At 58.2% G+C, this 18185-nt stretch carries 20 protein-coding genes; 10 read left to right on the top strand and 10 right to left on the bottom strand.

Annotation, left to right across the window (positions count from 1 at the left end):
• Positions 1 to 9: 9 nt before the first annotated feature.
• The 3 genes from PEL8287_RS18955 to PEL8287_RS18945 are packed head-to-tail and all read right to left on the bottom strand — an operon-like array spanning position 10 to position 1911.
• Entirely contained in the window at positions 10 to 1149 is a 1140-nt protein-coding gene (locus PEL8287_RS18955) for an ABC transporter substrate-binding protein (RefSeq protein WP_085894018.1), read from the bottom strand.
• A gap of 39 nt (positions 1150 to 1188) precedes the next feature.
• Positions 1189 to 1425, bottom strand: a complete 237-nt coding sequence (locus PEL8287_RS18950) for an Lrp/AsnC ligand binding domain-containing protein (protein ID WP_085894030.1) — start codon at positions 1423 to 1425, stop codon at positions 1189 to 1191.
• A 60-nt stretch (positions 1426 to 1485) separates the two neighbouring features.
• Positions 1486 to 1911, bottom strand: coding sequence for a tellurite resistance TerB family protein (locus PEL8287_RS18945; protein ID WP_085894017.1), 426 nt, complete (start codon positions 1909 to 1911; stop codon positions 1486 to 1488).
• Positions 1912 to 2028: 117 nt separating this feature from the next.
• Here PEL8287_RS18945 and PEL8287_RS18940 point away from each other — a divergent pair, with 117 nt between their 5' ends.
• The 3 genes from PEL8287_RS18940 to PEL8287_RS18930 all read left to right on the top strand — a co-directional run bounded on the left by PEL8287_RS18940 (position 2029) and on the right by PEL8287_RS18930 (position 4564).
• The gene (locus PEL8287_RS18940) at positions 2029 to 3603 is read left to right on the top strand and encodes a lysine--tRNA ligase (protein ID WP_085894016.1); all 1575 of its coding nucleotides are present in this window, start codon (positions 2029 to 2031) and stop codon (positions 3601 to 3603) included.
• A gap of 199 nt (positions 3604 to 3802) precedes the next feature.
• On the top strand, positions 3803 to 4066 hold the full coding sequence (locus PEL8287_RS18935; RefSeq protein WP_085894015.1) for a hypothetical protein: 264 nt from the start codon (positions 3803 to 3805) through the stop codon (positions 4064 to 4066).
• Positions 4067 to 4165: 99 nt separating this feature from the next.
• Entirely contained in the window at positions 4166 to 4564 is a 399-nt protein-coding gene (locus PEL8287_RS18930) for a c-type cytochrome (RefSeq protein WP_085894014.1), read from the top strand.
• Between the two features lie 256 nt (positions 4565 to 4820).
• On the opposite strand, the gene PEL8287_RS18925 is transcribed toward PEL8287_RS18930, so the two are convergent.
• Positions 4821 to 5603 carry a hypothetical protein gene (locus PEL8287_RS18925; RefSeq protein WP_306372196.1) on the bottom strand — a complete coding sequence of 261 codons (783 nt, stop codon included), beginning with the start codon at positions 5601 to 5603 and terminating at the stop codon, positions 4821 to 4823.
• An 11-nt stretch (positions 5604 to 5614) separates the two neighbouring features.
• Positions 5615 to 5746 (bottom strand): hypothetical protein, encoded by a 132-nt coding sequence (locus PEL8287_RS20490; protein ID WP_268877842.1) that lies wholly within the window; start codon positions 5744 to 5746, stop codon positions 5615 to 5617.
• Positions 5747 to 6055: 309 nt separating this feature from the next.
• Here PEL8287_RS20490 and PEL8287_RS18920 point away from each other — a divergent pair, with 309 nt between their 5' ends.
• Positions 6056 to 6901: a hypothetical protein gene (locus PEL8287_RS18920; RefSeq protein WP_139837870.1), complete on the top strand. Its 846-nt coding sequence runs from the start codon at positions 6056 to 6058 to the stop codon at positions 6899 to 6901.
• Positions 6902 to 6909: 8 nt separating this feature from the next.
• Here PEL8287_RS18920 and parE read toward each other — a convergent pair whose 3' ends face one another.
• Positions 6910 to 8868: a DNA topoisomerase IV subunit B gene (gene parE / locus PEL8287_RS18915; protein WP_085894011.1), complete on the bottom strand. Its 1959-nt coding sequence runs from the start codon at positions 8866 to 8868 to the stop codon at positions 6910 to 6912.
• Between the two features lie 118 nt (positions 8869 to 8986).
• Here parE and PEL8287_RS18910 point away from each other — a divergent pair, with 118 nt between their 5' ends.
• Entirely contained in the window at positions 8987 to 9652 is a 666-nt protein-coding gene (locus PEL8287_RS18910) for a DNA-3-methyladenine glycosylase I (RefSeq protein ID WP_085894010.1), read from the top strand.
• A gap of 116 nt (positions 9653 to 9768) precedes the next feature.
• On the opposite strand, the gene PEL8287_RS18905 is transcribed toward PEL8287_RS18910, so the two are convergent.
• Positions 9769 to 10731: a glucokinase gene (locus PEL8287_RS18905; RefSeq protein WP_085894009.1), complete on the bottom strand. Its 963-nt coding sequence runs from the start codon at positions 10729 to 10731 to the stop codon at positions 9769 to 9771.
• The gene (locus PEL8287_RS18900; protein WP_085894008.1) at positions 10724 to 11494 is read right to left on the bottom strand and encodes an aldolase/citrate lyase family protein; all 771 of its coding nucleotides are present in this window, start codon (positions 11492 to 11494) and stop codon (positions 10724 to 10726) included. Before PEL8287_RS18900 ends, PEL8287_RS18905 begins: the two co-directional genes overlap by 8 nt.
• 113 nt (positions 11495 to 11607) lie before the next feature.
• Between PEL8287_RS18900 and PEL8287_RS18895 the strand changes: the two genes are divergently transcribed.
• Together PEL8287_RS18895 and PEL8287_RS18890 are read left to right on the top strand one after the other, a co-directional pair.
• Positions 11608 to 12156 carry a DUF2585 domain-containing protein gene (locus PEL8287_RS18895; RefSeq protein ID WP_235862346.1) on the top strand — a complete coding sequence of 183 codons (549 nt, stop codon included), beginning with the start codon at positions 11608 to 11610 and terminating at the stop codon, positions 12154 to 12156.
• Positions 12157 to 12204: 48 nt separating this feature from the next.
• Positions 12205 to 13089 (top strand): DMT family transporter, encoded by an 885-nt coding sequence (locus PEL8287_RS18890; RefSeq protein WP_085894006.1) that lies wholly within the window; start codon positions 12205 to 12207, stop codon positions 13087 to 13089.
• On the opposite strand, the gene PEL8287_RS18885 is transcribed toward PEL8287_RS18890, so the two are convergent.
• Both PEL8287_RS18885 and PEL8287_RS18880 read right to left on the bottom strand, forming a co-directional pair.
• Positions 13078 to 13398, bottom strand: a complete 321-nt coding sequence (locus PEL8287_RS18885; RefSeq protein WP_085894005.1) for a hypothetical protein — start codon at positions 13396 to 13398, stop codon at positions 13078 to 13080. The genes PEL8287_RS18890 and PEL8287_RS18885 overlap by 12 nt on opposite strands.
• A gap of 178 nt (positions 13399 to 13576) precedes the next feature.
• Positions 13577 to 14386 carry a division plane positioning ATPase MipZ gene (locus tag PEL8287_RS18880; protein ID WP_085894004.1) on the bottom strand — a complete coding sequence of 270 codons (810 nt, stop codon included), beginning with the start codon at positions 14384 to 14386 and terminating at the stop codon, positions 13577 to 13579.
• A 268-nt stretch (positions 14387 to 14654) separates the two neighbouring features.
• On the opposite strand from PEL8287_RS18880, the gene PEL8287_RS18875 reads away from it, so the two are divergent.
• The 3 genes from PEL8287_RS18875 (at position 14655) to PEL8287_RS18865 (ending at position 17872) form a co-directional block, all read left to right on the top strand.
• Positions 14655 to 15911: a D-amino acid dehydrogenase gene (locus PEL8287_RS18875; protein ID WP_085894003.1), complete on the top strand. Its 1257-nt coding sequence runs from the start codon at positions 14655 to 14657 to the stop codon at positions 15909 to 15911.
• Between the two features lie 160 nt (positions 15912 to 16071).
• The gene (gene soxC / locus PEL8287_RS18870; RefSeq protein ID WP_085894029.1) at positions 16072 to 17364 is read left to right on the top strand and encodes a sulfite dehydrogenase; all 1293 of its coding nucleotides are present in this window, start codon (positions 16072 to 16074) and stop codon (positions 17362 to 17364) included.
• A complete protein-coding gene (locus PEL8287_RS18865; RefSeq protein WP_085894002.1) occupies positions 17351 to 17872 on the top strand; it encodes a c-type cytochrome in 522 nt (173 codons plus the stop codon). The genes soxC and PEL8287_RS18865 overlap by 14 nt, the downstream gene beginning before the upstream one ends.
• Positions 17873 to 18185 lie beyond the last annotated feature (313 nt).

The raw sequence follows: 18185 nt of genomic DNA, 5'->3' as shown, positions 1-18185 counted from the left end.
CCTGCGGTCTTACATCTTGCATTCGTCCACATAGACGTTGGAGTGGTCTTCCAGGGCGGTGCCGATGATCTTGTTGGTGTAAACATCACCCTCTTTGATCACTTCGCGCACATAGATGTCCTGAATAGGATGGTGATTGGCGGAGAATTTGAAATCGCCGCGAACACTGTCGAAATCTGCGGCCATCAATGCGGCGCGGAAGGCATCGGCATCACCGACATCGGCCTTGGCCATCGCGCTCAGCAGCAGATTGGCCGTGTCATAGCCTTGAGAGGCGTAAAGCGAGGGCAGGCGACCGTATTCAGCCTGAAACGCTGTAACAAAGGCCGCGTTGGCGGCATTGTCGATATCCTTGTTCCATTGACTGGTGTTTTTCACACCCATGGCCGCATCACCCACGGCCTGCAGAATTCCCTGATCAAAGCTAAACGCGGGGCCCACGACCGGCAGATCAAGCCCGCTGTCGGCGTATTGCTTGAGAAACGAGATCCCCATGCCACCGGGCAGGAAGAAAAACACGCTGTCAGCACCGGAGGCGCGGATTTGGGCAATTTCGCTGGCGTAATCCTTTTGTCCAAGCTGGGTAAAGACCTCGCCGGCCAGTCCACCTTTGTAAAGCCGTTTGTAGCCAGTCAATGCGTCCTGACCCGCAGGGTAGTTGGGCGCCAGTATAAAGCTGTTCTTGAAACCAGCAGAATTGGCATAACCGCCAGCCGCCTCGTGCAGGTTGTCGTTCTGCCAGGCAACGTTGAAATAATTCTTGTCACAACCTTTACCGGCCAGTGCCGAAGGTCCTGCGTTGGGCGAGAGGTAAAACTTTCCCTGCGCCGTGGCTGCAGGCACCACCGCCATCGCCAGGTTGGACCAGATGATACCGGTCAGCACGTCGACCTTGTCAGACTGGATCATCTTGTCGGCCAGCTGCACCGCGATCTCGGGCTTGCGCTGGTCGTCTTCGATCACCACCGACAGGTTGTCATTGCCCGCCATTTTGGCGGCCAGCATGAATCCGTCGCGCACATCAATGCCAAGGCCCGCACCGCCGCCCGAAAGCGTGGTAATCATTCCCACCTTCACCGGCCCTTCGGCCATGGCGGCAGTGCCCAGTGCGGCAAGGCTTGCCGCCGCGATTAGCGATTTCAGTTTCATTGTTCTCTCCCTTGAGTAATCCCGGGTTTTCCCGGTTATTCAGAACGCCTTGAAGGTCAGCGTTGTTTCTGTGCGTTCAATCCCGTCTATATCAAGCAGACGTTCGTTGATAAATTTGCCCACGTCCTCATCCGTTGGGATGTATAGCTTGAGCAGCAGGTCAAATGGGCCCGATGTCGAGTAAAGCTCGGAGTGGATTTCGCGCAGGGCGATCTCTTCGGCCACCCGGTAGGATGTACCTGGCTTGCAGCGGATATTCACGAAAACGCAGCGCATTGGAAACCCTCCCATTAGTGCGGGGTCATTAAGCCTATTTTTGCCGCCAAAGGGAAGGGCTCAGGCTGTCATATGTCGTGCCCGCGATCCGCGTTCGATTGCAGCGGCGTGCAGACGGTCGATGTTCAACTCGTAACGGATTTCTTCCAGTAATCGCAATTCGCTTTCTGCCAGCGCGCCATCGGCGGCGGCGACATCGCATGCCAGCGCATAGGCGGTTTCAAACAGGCGTTCGGGAAGATTGTCGCGTACAAGCCCAAACAGTGCATCAAGCCCTTCTTCGACGCTGAACAGGTCAAAAACCGTCTGCGCCATAACGTTCATCCGGTCCAGATCATAATCTGCAAAAACCGGCAGGTTGTTCACCGCGCTTTCGATTTTGACCAATTCAGCCGTGCGGATGTTTTCATCCGAGGCCGAGATCGCGATCATCACCGCTACAAGACAGTCCTGCGGTGTAAGGGGGTGCGGTATTTGGTCTGTCATCAATTATCCTTCCGGGGTTCTGTTGCAGTGCAGAATATTGACTGTCCGCCCCCCTAGCAATAGGAAGCATCGGACCCGGCATGCGATATTTGCGCCGGGAAATCTGGAGTTTGCCCAATGACCGACCTGCGCGATGCCGCTATGACCTCGAAAGCCTGGCCTTTTGAAGAAGCGCGCCGGTTGCTTAAACGCTATGAAAAGACCCCGCCCGAAAAGGGGTATGTGCTGTTTGAAACCGGTTATGGCCCGTCTGGTCTGCCCCATATCGGCACATTCGGCGAGGTGTCGCGCACCACGATGATCAAGCGCGCGTTTGAGGTGATCAGCGATATCCCCACCAGGTTGATCTGTTTCTCGGATGATCTGGACGGGATGCGCAAGGTGCCGGGGAATGTGCCCAATGCCGAACGTCTGCACGAGCATCTGCAAAAGCCGCTGACCAGCGTGCCGGATCCATTTGGCACACATGAAAGCTTTGGTCATCACAACAACGCCATGCTGCGCCGGTTTCTGGACACGTTTGGGTTTGAATACGAGTTTATCTCGGCCACCGAATTCTACCGTTCGGGCCAGTTTGACGAGGTTTTGCTGCGGGCGGCCTATGAGTATGACAAGCTGATGGCGGTCATGCTTAAAAGCCTGCGAGAGGAACGGCGCCAGACCTATTCGATCTTCCTGCCGCTGCATCCTGAAACGGGCCGTGTTCTTTACGTGCCGATGAAAGAAGTCAACGCCCGCGATGGTACGGTGACCTTTGACGACGAAGACGGCCGCGAATGGACACTGCCGGTGACAGGCGGCAATGTGAAACTGCAATGGAAGCCCGATTTCGGCGCCCGCTGGGCCGCTCTGGGCGTGGATTTCGAGATGTACGGCAAAGACCATTCCACCAATACGCCGATATATGACGGTATCTGCCGCATTCTTGGCGTCCGCCCGCCCGAGCATTTCACCTACGAATTGTTCCTGGATGAAAATGGTCAGAAGATCTCGAAAACCTCCGGTAATGGTGTGTCGATCGACGAATGGCTGACGTATGCGGCCACCGAAAGCCTATCGTATTTCATGTATCAAAAGCCGAAAACAGCCAAACGAATGCATTTCGACGTTATCCCGAAAGCGGTTGATGAATATCACCAGCAATTGCGCGCCTACCCCGATCAGGATGTGAAAGCACAGCTCAACAACCCTGTCTGGCATATACATGGCGGCGACGTGCCGGAAAGCCGTATGGTGGTGCCATTCTCGATGCTGCTTAACCTGGCCGGTGTGGCCAATGCCGAAGAAAAGGATCAGCTCTGGGGCTTTATCCAGCGCTATGCACCCGAAGCCAGCGCTGAAACCCACCCCGATCTGGACGCAGCCGCAGGGTATGCGGTGCGCTATTACAATGACTTTGTGAAGCCCGCCAAGGTTTACCGGTTGCCCACCGATCTGGAGCGTGAAGCGCTGGAAGACCTGCGGGCGCGATTGGCCGATTGGCAGGGCGGGCTGGATGCGGAAGAGCTGCAGGGCCTTGTCTTTGCCTGCGGGCGCGAGCGTTTCGACCCCCTGCGCGACTGGTTCAAAGCGCTGTACGAAGTGTTGCTGGGCGCCAGCCAGGGCCCGCGGTTTGGTGGTTTTATCGCGCTTTACGGTGTGGAGGAAACCGTGCAGTTGATCGACGATGCACTGGCCGGAAAGCTGATTTGACACGGACCAGGCCATGTTTGCCCGGGTTGCATTCTGGTCTCGGTTTAAAGAAAAGAAATGGTGCGCTGGCAGACTTGGGAAATGAGGAGTTGTCCAGTGGGCCTATCCGCTCCTATAAACTTGGCAAAAGACACTGAAGCAGGAATGAGGCCATCGTGTTCGAAGGTGTCTCTGAAATGGAAAGAATGGAGCGCAGATTATGTTGAAGTCTGGTAAAGTTACCGCTGTTTTTGGCTGTTTGGCCATTGTTGTTCTATCGGGCTGTGCTCTGGACCATACGCGTTATGAAACAGAACCGGTAAAATTGCAGACGGCAAAAGGCGTGGTGACTTGCCAGCTTTACACCGAGAGCCAGGTAATCTGGGACGAGGCGGTTGACGTGCCGGAGGGGATGTCGATTGAAGAGGGTGACCGGATCTGCAAGGCAGAGGGTAAACGTAGGTTGAGACTTCTGAATAGTTAACGCAGGCAGGTCGGCAGGGCGCTTTTTGCTGCTGAATGGCTTGCGGCAGATCAAGGCTGTGCGGCCTTGATTATGCCAGAATAAGGCATGGAGGCAGGAATGAAGTATCTGATATCATTTGGAATTATGGCTGCTCTGGTGGCTTGCGCAAACGTTTCGATGCCCGAGGCGTATGAAGGCCGCGGATTGTTTGCGGAAAACTGCGTGCAGTGCCATGGAGCGTCCGGAAAAGGCGACGGACCCTGGGCCAAAGGCATGAAGCCGCGCCCGGCGGACCTGACGAAACTGACGAAAAACGGCGTTTTCCCAAGGGCTTATGTTCTGTCTGTGATTGACGGGTACGACCGCACCGGCCTGCCCGGCAAGGACATGCCCGAGTTTGGGCTGCTGCTGGAAGGCGATACCGTGCCGCTGGATGTCGGTGACGGTGTGTTAACCCCTACACCGCGTCCGCTGGCCGCATTGCTGGCCTATCTGGAAAGCATTCAGGCCGGGTGATTTCGTACGATCCGTACGTTTTGTACGTGGATTTCGTACGCAATGCCGGGCAACCCTTTTCAGGAGCCGAAAACGGGTGCGTTTGGGATGAACGCGATTTGTGATAAGTTTATTCCGAGCAGAGGAGTCTTTGTGATGGCACTATTTCGGATTTTAGTGATTGTGCTTGCTGGCGCGTTGGTCGTTGGCACCACCGCCTGTGCGCCAGTAGGTGGACGGGGCGGTGATGGCATTGAGGGCGGGGATTGAACCGTATCTAGATCCGGCAGATGCCCGCCGCCTGCGCCCCGTCCCACGGCAGGGTGATGTCGCGCGGGTGCGGCAACTCACCAAGAGGAAAAGCGCCGCGCAACATGTCGGCCAAACGCCGGGTGCGCGGCGCATCCGGGTCAAGCGTGGCACAGCAGACATATTCCTCGACAATGCTGGCCTGCTGCTCATAGCCAAAATCCATCAGATCGGCATCGGTTGAAATATCGAACAGATAGGGGTCATCGCTGCCCTGATGTTCGGTGATGGCGCGCAGGGGGGAATAGCCGGTGGCGCGGCGGTTCTGCCATTGCCAGACATGGGTGATCTCATGTGCGAGCAACATCGCGTTGCCCAGGTTCAGCTGATCGGGATAGCCGCGCATGAAATCGGGTTGATACCAGCTGCGCGCAAAGAACACCTTGTTGTGAATGACCACACCCGAGGGGGCAGTGGTGATGAGCTCGGTTTGCGGTTCGGGTGACAGCCGCTCGCGACAGGCCAGACGCGGGCGCTTGGGGCGCTTATGCGTGACGTTGCCCACCAGCGCGCCGTTGAACAGGCGAACCCTGGAAGTGTCGATTTCGGCGCCGTGGATATGCGTTGCAAACGCCGCCTCGGACGGGGTGAGGGGGCGGCCACAGGCGGCGAGGATGAGGAACAGAAAAACGAGCACGCGCATGGCGAGAGACTGGCAGGCGTTGGTGACGCGGGCAAGAGGGGATGCGTCGGGTGGGGTGCAACCCACGCCGGGCAGGATGTGTAATCTGTCCGCCCCGTGGGTTTGCACCCGCCTTGGGTTTATTTGACCCGTTTGCCAGCAATCACCGTGCCGTCCTTGCCAAGATTGCTGTTCGACGTGGCCAGAACCTTGGGCTTTTCCTTTTTGGGTTTCTTGACTTCGCGATTACCGCGGTTTTTTTCCTTGGACATCATTTATTTCCTCAAAAGGGAATCCCGAACGGCGATTGCCCATCGGGTCGATGCTCATTGGGGGGACAGGGTTGCCTGACATGTCAGGGCGATGCGGCCATTGAGGCAGCGGGCAGCCGCGCGTTGGCGGGTTACCTGCCTTATTAATGTGGGGGTTGGGCGGCGCGATTGCAAGGGAGGGCGAAGGGGGTTTGGCAGGCCGGACGCCCCTTTCGCTTCCGTCCGCGGTCTGGTGGTGCCCTAGGTTTTTTTGGTATGCTAGATATTAGGGGGCTAATGTGACCTGCATGAACGTGCTACCGAAACACCATGACTAACCAACGAGACGAAAAACTATGCCGTCATCTTTTTGAAGAATTTTCGCGAAGATTTTCGCTAAGTCCGCTCAAGATTTGGTGTCCCGACAATGATCCAAACGAAGCGAACAATTCTCGAATAGATTTGGCTGTAAAGACAGACAAAGAATTGTTCGCGATAGAGCTCACATCGGTCGGGCCGTATTCCGGCTTCGAACGGGATGCCAACTTGTCCGGCGAAGTGGAAAAGAGGCTAGATCGGTTAGAACTAGGTATTTCTGCCAACGAACATGTTTCGATCTGCCTACCGATCTGTTGGGGAGACGAAATTACCGTTTCGCGCCTTTCCAGGCATCTTTCGGATCTCATGCCAGGCGTTTTGGAGGAGCTTCGCGGGCAACAAGCAATTGGTGGCCAGCAAAAAACAGCGAAACGCAGGTTGGAAAAACTAACGGTCCAGTTCTTCTTAGTTGAACGCGGCTTTAGGAATAAATCGACGTTTGTAAAGCTGCTCGTCGATTGTGATTTGGAACTGGAAAAGCAACGACTTTCTAGATTTGCCAGCAAGCTACCTTCCAAAGCCCAAAAATTACACAATTGGAAAGCGAGAAAGGCGAAAACTTTACTGATTCTGGAAGATCGAGATCTGCAGATTTCGAACGAAGCGCTCGTCGCTAGCGCAGTGCATTGCGCATTTTCAAACCTGAATTTGGATCCAGACTATATTCTATATTTGGACGCTTCGTATTCTGACAAATGGACAATTCTACCGATCTTGTTGAATGGCGTGTGGGACTCTGGTTTGTATGACTGCGAAAATCTTCAGCGTTTTTGGCACATTAAGCCGTTGGTCGACTAGTCATCAACTCAAACATCCAACTCCTCCACGAACCTCGCATTCTCCTGAATATACTGGAACCGCAACTCGGGTTTCTTGCCCATCAGACGTTCGACCAGATCGCTGGTTTCGCCGGGTTCGTCCTCGTCTATCGTCACCCGGATCAGCTTGCGGGTTTTCGGGTCCATCGTGGTTTCTTTGAGGTCCTTCGCGTCCATCTCACCCAGACCTTTGAAGCGCTGCACGTCGATCTTGCCCTTGCCGCCAAGGCCCTTTTCCATCAACGCGTTTTTCTCGGCATCGTCGGCCACGTAGACGCGTTTGGCGCCCTGCGTGAGGCGGTACAAAGGCGGGCAGGCAAGGTACAGGTGGCCTGCGTCGATCAGCGGGCGCATCTGGGTGAAGAAGAAGGTCATCAGCAAGGACGCAATATGTGCGCCGTCAACATCGGCGTCGGTCATGATGATGATCTTTTCATAGCGCAGATCGTCGATGTTGAACTTTGTGCCCATGCCACAGCCAAGGCTTTCACACAGGTCCGAGATTTCGACGTTCGAGCCCAGTTTCGAACTGGCCGCGCCCAGCACGTTAAGGATCTTGCCCTTGAGCGGCAACAGCGCCTGGGTTTTGCGATCGCGCGCGCCCTTGCCCGAGCCGCCCGCGCTGTCGCCCTCGACGATAAACAGCTCGGTGCCGACGCGGTCTTTGGACGAACAATCGGTCAGCTTGCCGGGCAGGCGCAGCTTTTTGGTGGCGGATTTGCGCTGGGTTTCCTTTTCCTGACGGCGACGCAGGCGTTCCTCGGCGCGCAGCACAAGGAAATCAAGGATGGCGCCCGCGGATTTGGTATCGGCGGCCAGCCAGTTGTCGAAATGGTCGCGGACCGAGTTTTCAACAAGTTTCTGCGCTTCGGTGGTGGCAAGGCGGTCTTTGGTCTGGCCGACGAATTCAGGCTCGCGGATGAAACAGCTGACCAGCGCACAGCCCCCGGCGATCAGATCCTCGCGGGTGATGTTGGTGGCCTTGCGGTTGTTGACCAGCTCGCCGTAGGCACGGATGCCCTTGAGGATCGCAGCCCAGAATCCGGCCTCGTGCGTGCCGCCTTCGGGCGTGGGGACGGTGTTACAGTAGGACTGGATGAAACCGTCGCGGCTGGGCGTCCAGTTGATGGCCCATTCAACCTTGCCGGGGACGCCGAATTTTTCCTTGAAATCAACCAGCCCGGCAAAGGGTTTGTCGGCATAGGTGCTGGCGGAGCCCAGGGTTTCGGTCAGATAATCGGACAGGCCGCCGGGGAAGTGGAACGTGGCCTCGGTTGGGGTGTCACCGTCGGCAATCGCGGACTTCCAGCGGATTTCGACGCCCGAGAACAGATAGGCCTTGGAGCGGGCCATTTTATACAGCCGCGCGGGTTTGAATTTGAGGCTGCCAAAGATGTCGGGATCGGGGTGGAAGGTTACGGTGGTGCCGCGCCGGTTGGGGGCGGCGCCGATCTTTTCCAGCTTGCCCTGCGGGATGCCGCGCTGGAATTCCATCGCGTAAACCTCTTTGTTGCGGGCCACTTCGACGCGGACGTAATCTGACAGCGCATTGACCACCGACGAGCCGACGCCATGCAGGCCGCCGGAAGTCTCATAGCTGTCGCCCGAGAATTTGCCACCGGCGTTGAGTGTGCAGAAGATCACCTCGAGCGCGGATTTCTCAGGCATTTTGGGGTGCGGATCAATCGGGATGCCACGGCCGTTGTCGCGCACGGTGACATGGCCATTTTCATGCAGTTCAATCTCGATCCGGGTGGCATGGCCGGCGACGGCCTCGTCCATCGAGTTGTCGACGATCTCGGCGACAAGGTGGTGAAAGGCGCGGTCATCGGTGCCGCCGATATACATGCCCGGGCGCAGGCGCACATGCTCCATATCCTCGAGCACCTGGATCGAGGAGGCATCGTAGTCTGACGGACCCGGCTGGCCGGAGAGAAGATCGTTCATACCGCTGCTCTTTTATTTTTGGTTTGGGGTATTATGGCAGAGCGGCGCGCGCTGGAAAAGCGGCTTCCGACATGATTTAGTTTGCCAAAGGTTGAAACCACGCCGGGAGGGTGAAAGGATGCGGACGTTTCAGGAAATTTTCGACATCAGTGCCGGACGTCATGGCGGGGCGGCTGCGCTTGAGGCGCAGCTGAGCAAGCCGAAGACAGAAGAAGAGCTGGCGGCGATCCCCGAAGACCGCTGGCTGGCGGAAATGTCGAAATTTGTGTTTCGCACCGGGTTGAACTGGAGCGTGATTGAAAACAAGTGGCCGGGGTTTGAAGCGGCGTTTCACGGATTCGATATAGGGCGTTGCGCAATGATGGATGACGAGATGTTCGACAGCCTGCTGACAGATACGCGGATCGTGCGGCATGGCGCCAAGATCGCCTCGGTCCGGGACAATGCGGCGTTGCTGCTGGAGCTGCGCGACGAGGGCGGTGTTGGCAAGGTGATTGGCGGGTGGCCATCCGAGGAGTATGCGGCGCTGCTGGACATGCTGAAGACGCGCGGCTCGCGTCTGGGGGGCACTACGGGGGCGTATGCACTGCGCTTTATGGGCCGCGATGGTTATATTCTGTCAAAGGATGTTGTCGCGCGGCTGATTGCCGAGGGCGTAGTGGACAAGGCACCAAGCTCGAAGTCCGCTATGAGGGCTGTACAGGAGGCATTCAATGTATGGCGCGCGCAATCGGGGCGCTCGTTGACAGAGATCAGCCGGGTTTTGGCCATGAGTATCGGGTAGGGTGCTAGCGAACGGCTCTGAGCTTTTGGTGGACAGGGGCGGGCAGCGCCCCCGCGCGGAACCAAGCCCACAGCGTGACGCACGGTCAGATAGCCTTACTGGTCAAGATTTTCATCTTAAGCACCGTTGGCTTTGGTCTCTATCGTCAGGTCAGATTGCAGCAGGCACCGCAAGCAGCCGCGCAGTGCGGCATGGTCGTCGGTGATCAGGGACAGGGGGATTTCCTGCAGGATGTGACGGTAGGGGCCTTTGGCCGCGAAGCTGTCTGCAAAGCCCAGACCGGACAGGAACGGCGCCACGGCCCGGGCCGTGCCACCGATCAGATAGATGCCGCCCATCGGCAGGTGATTGAGGGCGAAATTGCCCAGAACGGTGCCCAGCAATCGGGTGAACAGACGCAGTGCAGGGCCGGCATCCGGATCGCTACTTTCATGTGCGGCAATGATCTGCGCCGGGGTGAGGGTTATGCCGCTGAGGAAAGCATGGATGCGGCTGAGGCCGGGCCCCGAGAGCGCGGCCTCGACCGGTTTGTGGGGATGCGCCCGGGCCAAATGGGCGATAAGCGCGTTGGTCTGATCGTCCATGTGGGGCAGGGTGGTGTGGCCGGACTCGGATGGTGGGGCAAACAGGCCTGTGGGGGTGCGGTGGACCACGGCGATATTGCAGCCGGTGCCCAGCCCCATGACAAGCCGGGGCGCGTTGCGGTCTGACGGGCCGGGGATCAGCGCGGTGATCGAACCGGACGGCAGATCATCCAGCGCATAGCCCTGCGCCTGAAGGTCATTGATCAGCGTCACACGGGCCACGCCGGTGGCTTTTCTCAACTCGGTGCTGTCGATGAACCAGTCAAGATTGGTCAGCTGAGCGGTGTTACCGCGCACCGGGCCTGCCACCCCGGCGCAAAGGGCGCCGGGCCGGGCGTTGTGATGCCGAAGGTAGGTTGCAAGCACCTGCGCCAGCCCGGTGAAATCGGCGTTGGAATAGTTGTGCAACGTATCCGGCAACAGGCCATCCGGCGTTGCAAGACCAACCCGTGTATTGGTGCCGCCGACATCGGCGAGAAGCCAATGCTCACTCATTGCGCCAGCGGGCCATTGTCTCACGTGCGGTCTTGGCCAGCATCACCACGTCGATCCCGACGGCCAGAAACTGTGCACCCCAGTTGCGATAGGTCAGGGCGGTGTCGTGATCAAGGGCAAGGATGCCGGCGGCCTTGCCCGAGGCCTTGATGCGGGCAAGGGCGTCGCGGATCACTGACTGTACCTGAGGCTGTGCGCTGTCCCCCATATGGCCCATATCAGCGGCCAGATCCGAGGGGCCGATGAAAACGCCATCGACACCGTCGACCGACAGGATGTCTTCCAGCGCCTCGATGCCAGCAACGGTTTCGACCTGCACCAGCAGGCACATCTGATCGTTGGCAGTTGCGATATAATCGGGGATATCCGAAAACCGTGAGGCGCGGGCGAGGGCCGCACCCGAGCCCCGGATGCCTGCAGGCGGATAGCGCATGGCGCGCACCAGATCGCGCGCCTGATCTGCGCTTTCGACCATCGGGATGAGCAGGGTTTGGGCGCCGGCGTCCAGCACTTGTTTGATCAGCCACGCCTCGCCCATTGGCAGGCGCACGACGGGCGCGCTGTATTTGCCGTCCAGCACCTGAAGCTGGGCCATGATGCTGCGCAGATCATTGGGGGCATGTTCGCCGTCGATCACCAGCCAGTCGAAACCGGCAGTGGCCAGTACCTCGGTGGCGTAAGGGTCGGCAAACCCGGCCCAGCAGCCATATTGCATGGTGCCTGCGGCCAGGGCGGATTTAAAACGGTTGTGTGGGGCGGGCATGGCTGGTTCCTGTCACGGTTTTGTCGCAGCATAGCCCGGGGCCGGGGCAATTGGCGAGGGGGAGATGGACATGGGCATGACCCTATGCTTGGTTGGCGCGCATGAGAACCGATATGAAGCTTCCCTTTTTGATCACCGCTGCAATTGTGCTGGCCATGGCGCTGATCCTGTTGTGGATGGGCCGAGTGCCCTGGTGTCAGTGTGGGTATGTCGACCTTTGGGGCACGGTGAACACCGAAGAGGGATCGCAGCAGTTTTTCGACTGGTATACGCCCAGCCACCTGTTGCACGGGTTTCTGTTTTACGCGGTGCTGTGGCTGGTGGCCCGGCGAGTGCCGATCGGCTGGCGGCTGGTGATTGCGACGCTGGTCGAGGTCGCATGGGAAATCGCCGAAAACACCGACAGGGTGATCGAACACTACCGGGCGGTTACGATCTCACTCGATTATTTTGGCGATTCCGTGCTGAATTCGCTGATGGACTTGGCTGCGATGCTGGTGGGGTTCTGGCTGGCGCGGGTTTTACCGGTCTGGGCCAGCGTGGCGGTTGTGATCGGGTTTGAATTGCTGACAATGATCCTGATCCGCGATGGGCTGGCGCTGAATGTGATCATGCTGCTGTCACCGGTCGAGGCGATCAAGGTCTGGCAGTCGGGAGGGTAAGGGTGGCGGGCTTTATTATCATTCTGAAACCACCGGCTGATTTCCCCCATGAATGAGCACCTCAAGGGATTGCTGATCACCACGATGGGGGTGTTGCTGATCGTACCGGATTCGCTGTTTGTGCGGCTGATCGTGGCCGAACCGCCGACGGTGGCGTTCTTTCGAGGGCTGGTTTCGGGTGGGATTATCCTGCTCGTACTTTTGGCGGTTCAGGGGGCGGCGGGGTTTCGCGCCGTGCTGCGGACCGGCAAGCCGGGGCTGATCTATGTGCTGCTGATCGGGCTGACCACGCCGGGTTTTGTGATGGCGGTTACCCAGACAAGCGTGGCCAATGTGGTGTTCATCTTTGCCTCGATCCCGATCTTTGCGTCGATTTTCAGCCGGATTTTTCTGGGTGAGCCGATTCAGATGCGGATGGTGCTGACCATGGGGGGAGTGATGATCGGGCTGGGGATTATTGCTTATGGGTCAGGGTCGTCCGAAATCGCCCATTGGAAGGGGGATTTGTGGGCCTTGTGTGTGTCGGCCTCGTATGCGGCGGCGCTGACGGCGGTGCGCAAGGTCAAGGACACGTCGATGATCCCGGCCATACCGGTTGCCTATATTGGCGCGGCCCTGGTGATGCTGCCCTGGGCGACACCGGTTGAGACATTTCAGACCCAATGGCAACTGGTGTTGGGGCACGGGGCATTCATTGCTGCGGGAACCTGCCTGCTGACGTTGGGCCCGCGCTATATCAGCTCGGCCGAGGTGTCATTGCTGATCCTGCTGGAATCCGTGTTGGCCCCGATCCTTGTCTGGGTCGTGGTGGGCGAAGATCCTGGGCCATGGGCGCTGGTTGGGGGGGCTGTGGTGATCGGCGCGCTGTTTGTGTCGAACCTGATCGCGCTGTTGGGTCGGAGCCGCAGGGCAGTGCCGACCCTAAAGCCTTAAGAAGGCGTTATTCTGCAGCGATAGCCGGGAGTAGTGCCGTGCGGATATGTTCGGGTACCAGGCGTGCCGTGCTGATCCGGGGGAGGTCCATTTCCGCAATCGTCGCTGTCGCCTCGGCGCCGGTTGCGATGTGAAATAGATAAACCTGTCCATCGGCACCTTTTCAACCTGATAGGTGGTCGTGCCGTAGCCTGGCGCGCCGGCAGTGATGCTGATCGGGTTGATCTTGGTGGGATGCGGCGGGCGTGCGTCGATCTGTTGCGTGCCCAGCCATTTGACGTTGGTTCCTGACCCGTCTGCAGCCAGCATTCAGTACCCGACTATTCCCAGTGGGGCTAACAGATTTTTTGAAGGGGGTCTGAAAAGCCCGCTGTTGCCGTAATTCGGTGATTTTAGGTCAAGAAATTTAGGGGAAAGTGGTAAGGAAACGGCAGAGTTTCGACGGTTCATGTCAGATTTCCGCGAAGCCTGTGAAAATTTCCCGGCCTCAGAAGTTGACCTCGACCCCGGGTAGATTGAGGGACCTGACCAGATCGCGCAGTTCCTGGCGGGCGGCGACGTTCGAGATGTTGAGCCCTTTGACGCCGATATCCTTGAGGTCCAGCAAGGTCAGGCCGCGGGGAAACAACTCGCGGAAGATGACACGCTCGTTAAAGCCAGGGGCGATACGGAAGCCGATCCGCCGGGCCAGGTTTTCAAGCGCCTTGCCCATCTTTTCCTTGTTGACCATCTGCTGCGCGCCCAGACGGTTGCGTACCACAATCCAGTCGATCGGTTTCAGACCGGCCTGCGCCCGAAGCTGGCGGGCGTTCCAGACCATTTCGGAGTAAACCGAAGGTCCGAGGATTTTCTTGCCGTCGCTGTCGACATGGGCCAGCAGATCGAAATCGACAAAGCTGTCATTCAGGGGGGTCACAAGCGTGTCTGCCAGCGAATGCGCCACCTGACTGAGACGGGTATGAGAGCCGGGGCAGTCGATGATGATGAAATCGCTGCTTGGTTCAAGTTCGGCCACGGCAGCGGAAAGGCGGCGGTCATAGACGTTTTCGCCGGGCTTCAGCCGGGACTGGTCAATCTCGGGCAATTCGCGGTAGCGCGGGCCGGGCAGGTTAAGCCCGGATTTCTCCAGGAATTTGGCGCGGTTATGAGCATAGCGGCCAAATGTTTTTTGCCGCAGGTCCAGATCCAGCGCGCTGACCTTGTGACCCATGCGCGCCAAAGCCGTTGCCAGATGCATCGAGACTGTTGATTTGCCAGCCCCGCCTTTTTCATTGCCGACGACAATAATATGCGCCATGTCCCGCTCCCCTGTCCCATAGTCCGGGTCGTATTGTTTTCGGCACATTATCGCCCGGGGGCCTGATTGGGAAGGGACTGTTCTTGCCTGATTGACTGTTTATTTAGCGGCACTTGGGGGGATTTGACCGGTTTTGCAGTCTTGCAGGTTCAGAACGCAGAACCAGCCTATTTCCGGCGTGTGCTGGTTACGCGACGCATTATCGCCATTGAGATTTCAACTGCCACAACGCAAACTGGAACAGCAATGGTCATTTAAGGAGCGTCGGATGAAAGTTGTCGTTATGGGGGCCGGCGTGATTGGTGTCACCACCGCCTGGTATCTGGCAAAACAGGGGGCCGAGGTTGTGGTTCTGGACAGGCAGATGGGGCCGGGGCTTGAGACCAGCTATGCCAATGCCGGGGAACTGTCCTATGGCATGACCTCGCCCTGGGCGGCGCCGGGGATTCCGCTGAAGGCGATCAAATGGTTGTTCATGAAGCGCCGGCCGCTGTTCATCTGGCCGCTGATCAGCCCGACGATGTGGAAATGGTCATTGCAGATGATCGGAAACTGCAACGAGGAAAAGTATCGCATCAACAAGTCGCGCATGGTGCGCGTGTCGAATTACAGCCGCGATGTAATGCCCGACCTGATCGAAGAAACCGGCATTGAATACGATGGGCGCGAACAGGGTACGTTGCAGCTGTTTCGCACCGCCAAGCAGATGAAAGGCTCGCGTGCGGATCAGGACATTCTGGCCGAGTTCGACAGCCCGTTCGAGGAATTGGGCCGCGATGCCTGTATCGCGGTTGAACCGGCACTGGCCGAGGTGCGCAACAAATTCGTCGGCGGTTTGCGCCTGACCGCAGACCGCACCGGCGATTGCCGGATGTTCACCATCGCCCTGGCTGAAAAAGCCGAGGAACTGGGCGTGCAGTTTCAATACGGTCAATCGATCCGCGGCATTGCAATTGAAAATGGCCGCGTGGCGGGGGTGGATACCGAACTGGCGGGGCGGATCACCGGCGATAAATATGTCTGCGCCTTGGGCAGCTATGCGCCGGGTTTGCTGAAACCCATCGGGTTGAAACTGCCGGTCTATCCGGTCAAGGGCTATTCGGTGACCTTGCCGGTGGTCGACGATGCGATGGCGCCGCAATCGACGCTGATGGATGAGACCCACAAGGTGGCAATCACCCGGCTGGGCGACCGGATCAGGGTGGCGGGTACGGCTGAAATTGCCGGTTACAGCAACCGTTTAGGTCCGCACGCCACCGATACGGTTAAACATGTCATCAACGATCTTTTCCCCAAAGGCGGCGATCTGAGTCAGGCCGAAGGCTGGACCGGGCTGCGCCCGATGACACCCGATGGCACGCCGATTTTGGGGGGCACGCAATACGACAACCTGTTCCTGAACACGGGTCACGGTACGTTGGGCTGGACCATGGCCTGCGGATCGGGCCGGGCGGTGGCCGATGTGGTGGCAGGCAATACGCCCGAGATATCCATGGATGGGTTGACAGTGGCACGGTATGGTTGAGAGGGGTAAGGTCTGCTGTGCGGACAAATCAGACTTTCGATTTTCGCGTTCCTGAGCTGCGCACTCCAAAACTTGGTCGATCTGTGGTAGTATGCTCGTAAGTGGTCGGAGAGGCCACGGACGGGGCCCGATGCGAGCAATCATTGCGGGAGCCAGTAAGATGACTAAATCCATAAGTGATGTATCAGGTGATGAGGTCGTTGCAGGGGGCGGTCTGCTCAGCAGGCGTCTTCTTCTCAAAAGTTCTTTGATAGGAACAGGGGCCGTTGCAGCTGGTCTTACGGCGTCGACAGGAGCCTTGGCCGAGGCCGACATACCTGACTGGGTTACAGTCTCCGGGGAACGAGCTCGGGGCTACGGACTACCGGCGGAATCCGAAACAGATGTGCAGAGGGCGATTATCGAACCCTGGCAGGAAGTCGCTGCCGCATTCAGCCTTTCGGGTACGCCCCATCACCGCCTGCGGGGAACGATTACACCGAGTGGTCTACACTTTGAAGTCCACCACGGAGGACGGCCGGATGTGGACCCGGCGCGCCACAGGCTGATGCTTCATGGTCTCGTGGAACGCCCACTGAAGTTCGATCTGGAGTCGCTTGAACGCTATCCCATGGTCACGGCGACACATTTTCTGGAGTGTGCAGGCAACAGCCTCTTTAACGCCATCATGCCGGAACCCATGCAGGCAGGTTGCGACATGTTACATGGCCTGCTGTCAAACTCAGAATGGACAGGCGTGCCGCTGTCGGTCCTCATGGATGAGGCGGGTGTAAAACCGGAAGGACTCTGGGTTGTTGCCGCTGGAAGCGACGGGCCGGCCCTTGCCCGTTCGATCCCGATCGAGAAAATCATGAATGATGGTATCCTGGCGCTGTACCAGAACGGCGAACGCATCCGGCCGGAACAGGGCTACCCCATGCGCCTGCTACTGCCAGGCTTCGAAGGCAATATGAACGTTAAGTGGCTGACAAGCCTATGGGTGACCGATGCGCCCGCACACACCAAGCACGAGTCTGGCGAGTACACCGAAATCCTTGCCGACGGTTCATCGGTGAAATTCACTTTCGCACTCGGCGTAAAGTCTTTCATCACCCATCCCTCCGCAACCATGACAATGAACGGTCCGGGCTTTTACGAGATATCCGGTCTTGCATGGTCTGGGGCCGGACGCGTCGAGCGCGTCGAAGTCTCGGCCGATGGCGGCCAGAGTTGGGCAGAGGCTGCTCTGGACGGCCCCATCAATCCGCGTGCTCTTACGCGGTTCCGATTGCCTTGGCGCTGGGACGGCTCGCCATTGGTTCTGATGAGCCGCGCGACGGACGAAACCGGAGCGGTGCAGCCTGCGAGGTCGGACTGGAAGGCAAAGTACGATCCATCCAACTTTCTCCACTACAACGCGATCCAGCCATGGCAGATCACGGCAGAAGGAGCGGTTCAAAATGTCTACATGTAAGCTTCCAATCATCGCATGTTCCGCTGTTTTCGGGACCGCTGCCTTTGCCGAAGGTCCCGATCTGGGAGAGCCGTTGTCAGCCGACGAAATTCCGTTCTACGCAACGTACGTGATGCCTGACGGGCGAGGTCTGCCGGATGGCAGCGGCACTGCAGCCGAAGGTGCCGAGATCTATGCGCAGCAATGCACCAGCTGTCATGGTGAGACCGGCACGGAAGGTCCCGTGATGCCGCCAGTCTGGCCGAACGAGATTTGGCCCAAATCCGTGGGCAAGCACTGGCCCTACGCCACGACTCTCTTCGACTACATCCGGCGGGCAATGCCGCTGGATGCACCCAAGTCGCTCTCCGATGACGAAGCCTATGCGTTGGCTGCATTCATTCTCGCGCAAAACGGCCTCATAGATGAGGACACTGCAATGACGGCTGAAACATTGCCGACGGTGGAGATGCCCAATCGGGATAACTTCATAGACGTCTGGGCAACCCAGGGTGAAAAGCCCTGGTAACGAAACAGCTCCCCGGCCGTTTCCTGCCGGGGGGCATCCATTCTCACATTACAGGCCAGCAGCGGGTTGGCAGAGCACACGCGCCAGGTCGTCCGTCGCTGCGGACAAGCGAATGTCCGGAACCCGCCGATTCTGTGGAAAAGCAACGTGTTGCTGTTGCAGAAAGTGTGGTTCTGAACAGAGCGTGAGCGCCTTTTCTATCAGGCTTTGCGCGTTTGCTGCGGTGCAGGAAGGATCTTGGCCAGTTTGCGGAGGTTTTGGGCGGTGGCGGCGAGGAGGAATTCGTCATTTGCACCGCATGGGCCGCGTAATC

Source organism: Roseovarius litorisediminis (assembly GCF_900172295.1).
GTDB lineage: Bacteria > Pseudomonadota > Alphaproteobacteria > Rhodobacterales > Rhodobacteraceae > Roseovarius > Roseovarius litorisediminis.
The sequence above is the reverse complement of the archived record's forward strand: the minus strand, read 5'-3'. Positions and strand labels throughout refer to the sequence as shown.

Excerpts from the sequence above, each read along its gene's own strand:
- PEL8287_RS18865 (WP_085894002.1), top strand. The coding sequence starts at position 17,351 with ATGTCTACATGTAAGCTTCCAATCATCGCATGTTCCGCTGTTTTCGGG.
- PEL8287_RS18920 (WP_139837870.1), top strand. The coding sequence starts at position 6,056 with ATGACTAACCAACGAGACGAAAAACTATGCCGTCATCTTTTTGAAGAA.
- PEL8287_RS18930 (WP_085894014.1), top strand. The coding sequence starts at position 4,166 with ATGAAGTATCTGATATCATTTGGAATTATGGCTGCTCTGGTGGCTTGC.
- soxC (WP_085894029.1), top strand. The coding sequence starts at position 16,072 with ATGACTAAATCCATAAGTGATGTATCAGGTGATGAGGTCGTTGCAGGG.
- PEL8287_RS18950 (WP_085894030.1), bottom strand. The coding sequence starts at position 1,425 with ATGCGCTGCGTTTTCGTGAATATCCGCTGCAAGCCAGGTACATCCTAC.
- PEL8287_RS18910 (WP_085894010.1), top strand. The coding sequence starts at position 8,987 with ATGCGGACGTTTCAGGAAATTTTCGACATCAGTGCCGGACGTCATGGC.
- PEL8287_RS18900 (WP_085894008.1), bottom strand. The coding sequence starts at position 11,494 with ATGCCCGCCCCACACAACCGTTTTAAATCCGCCCTGGCCGCAGGCACC.
- PEL8287_RS18885 (WP_085894005.1), bottom strand. The coding sequence starts at position 13,398 with ATGCTGGCTGCAGACGGGTCAGGAACCAACGTCAAATGGCTGGGCACG.
- PEL8287_RS18905 (WP_085894009.1), bottom strand. The coding sequence starts at position 10,731 with ATGAGTGAGCATTGGCTTCTCGCCGATGTCGGCGGCACCAATACACGG.
- PEL8287_RS18940 (WP_085894016.1), top strand. The coding sequence starts at position 2,029 with ATGACCGACCTGCGCGATGCCGCTATGACCTCGAAAGCCTGGCCTTTT.
- PEL8287_RS18935 (WP_085894015.1), top strand. The coding sequence starts at position 3,803 with ATGTTGAAGTCTGGTAAAGTTACCGCTGTTTTTGGCTGTTTGGCCATT.
- PEL8287_RS18945 (WP_085894017.1), bottom strand. The coding sequence starts at position 1,911 with ATGACAGACCAAATACCGCACCCCCTTACACCGCAGGACTGTCTTGTA.
- PEL8287_RS18955 (WP_085894018.1), bottom strand. The coding sequence starts at position 1,149 with ATGAAACTGAAATCGCTAATCGCGGCGGCAAGCCTTGCCGCACTGGGC.
- parE (WP_085894011.1), bottom strand. The coding sequence starts at position 8,868 with ATGAACGATCTTCTCTCCGGCCAGCCGGGTCCGTCAGACTACGATGCC.
- PEL8287_RS18895 (WP_235862346.1), top strand. The coding sequence starts at position 11,608 with ATGAAGCTTCCCTTTTTGATCACCGCTGCAATTGTGCTGGCCATGGCG.
- PEL8287_RS18875 (WP_085894003.1), top strand. The coding sequence starts at position 14,655 with ATGAAAGTTGTCGTTATGGGGGCCGGCGTGATTGGTGTCACCACCGCC.
- PEL8287_RS18880 (WP_085894004.1), bottom strand. The coding sequence starts at position 14,386 with ATGGCGCATATTATTGTCGTCGGCAATGAAAAAGGCGGGGCTGGCAAA.
- PEL8287_RS20490 (WP_268877842.1), bottom strand. The coding sequence starts at position 5,746 with ATGTCCAAGGAAAAAAACCGCGGTAATCGCGAAGTCAAGAAACCCAAA.
- PEL8287_RS18890 (WP_085894006.1), top strand. The coding sequence starts at position 12,205 with ATGAATGAGCACCTCAAGGGATTGCTGATCACCACGATGGGGGTGTTG.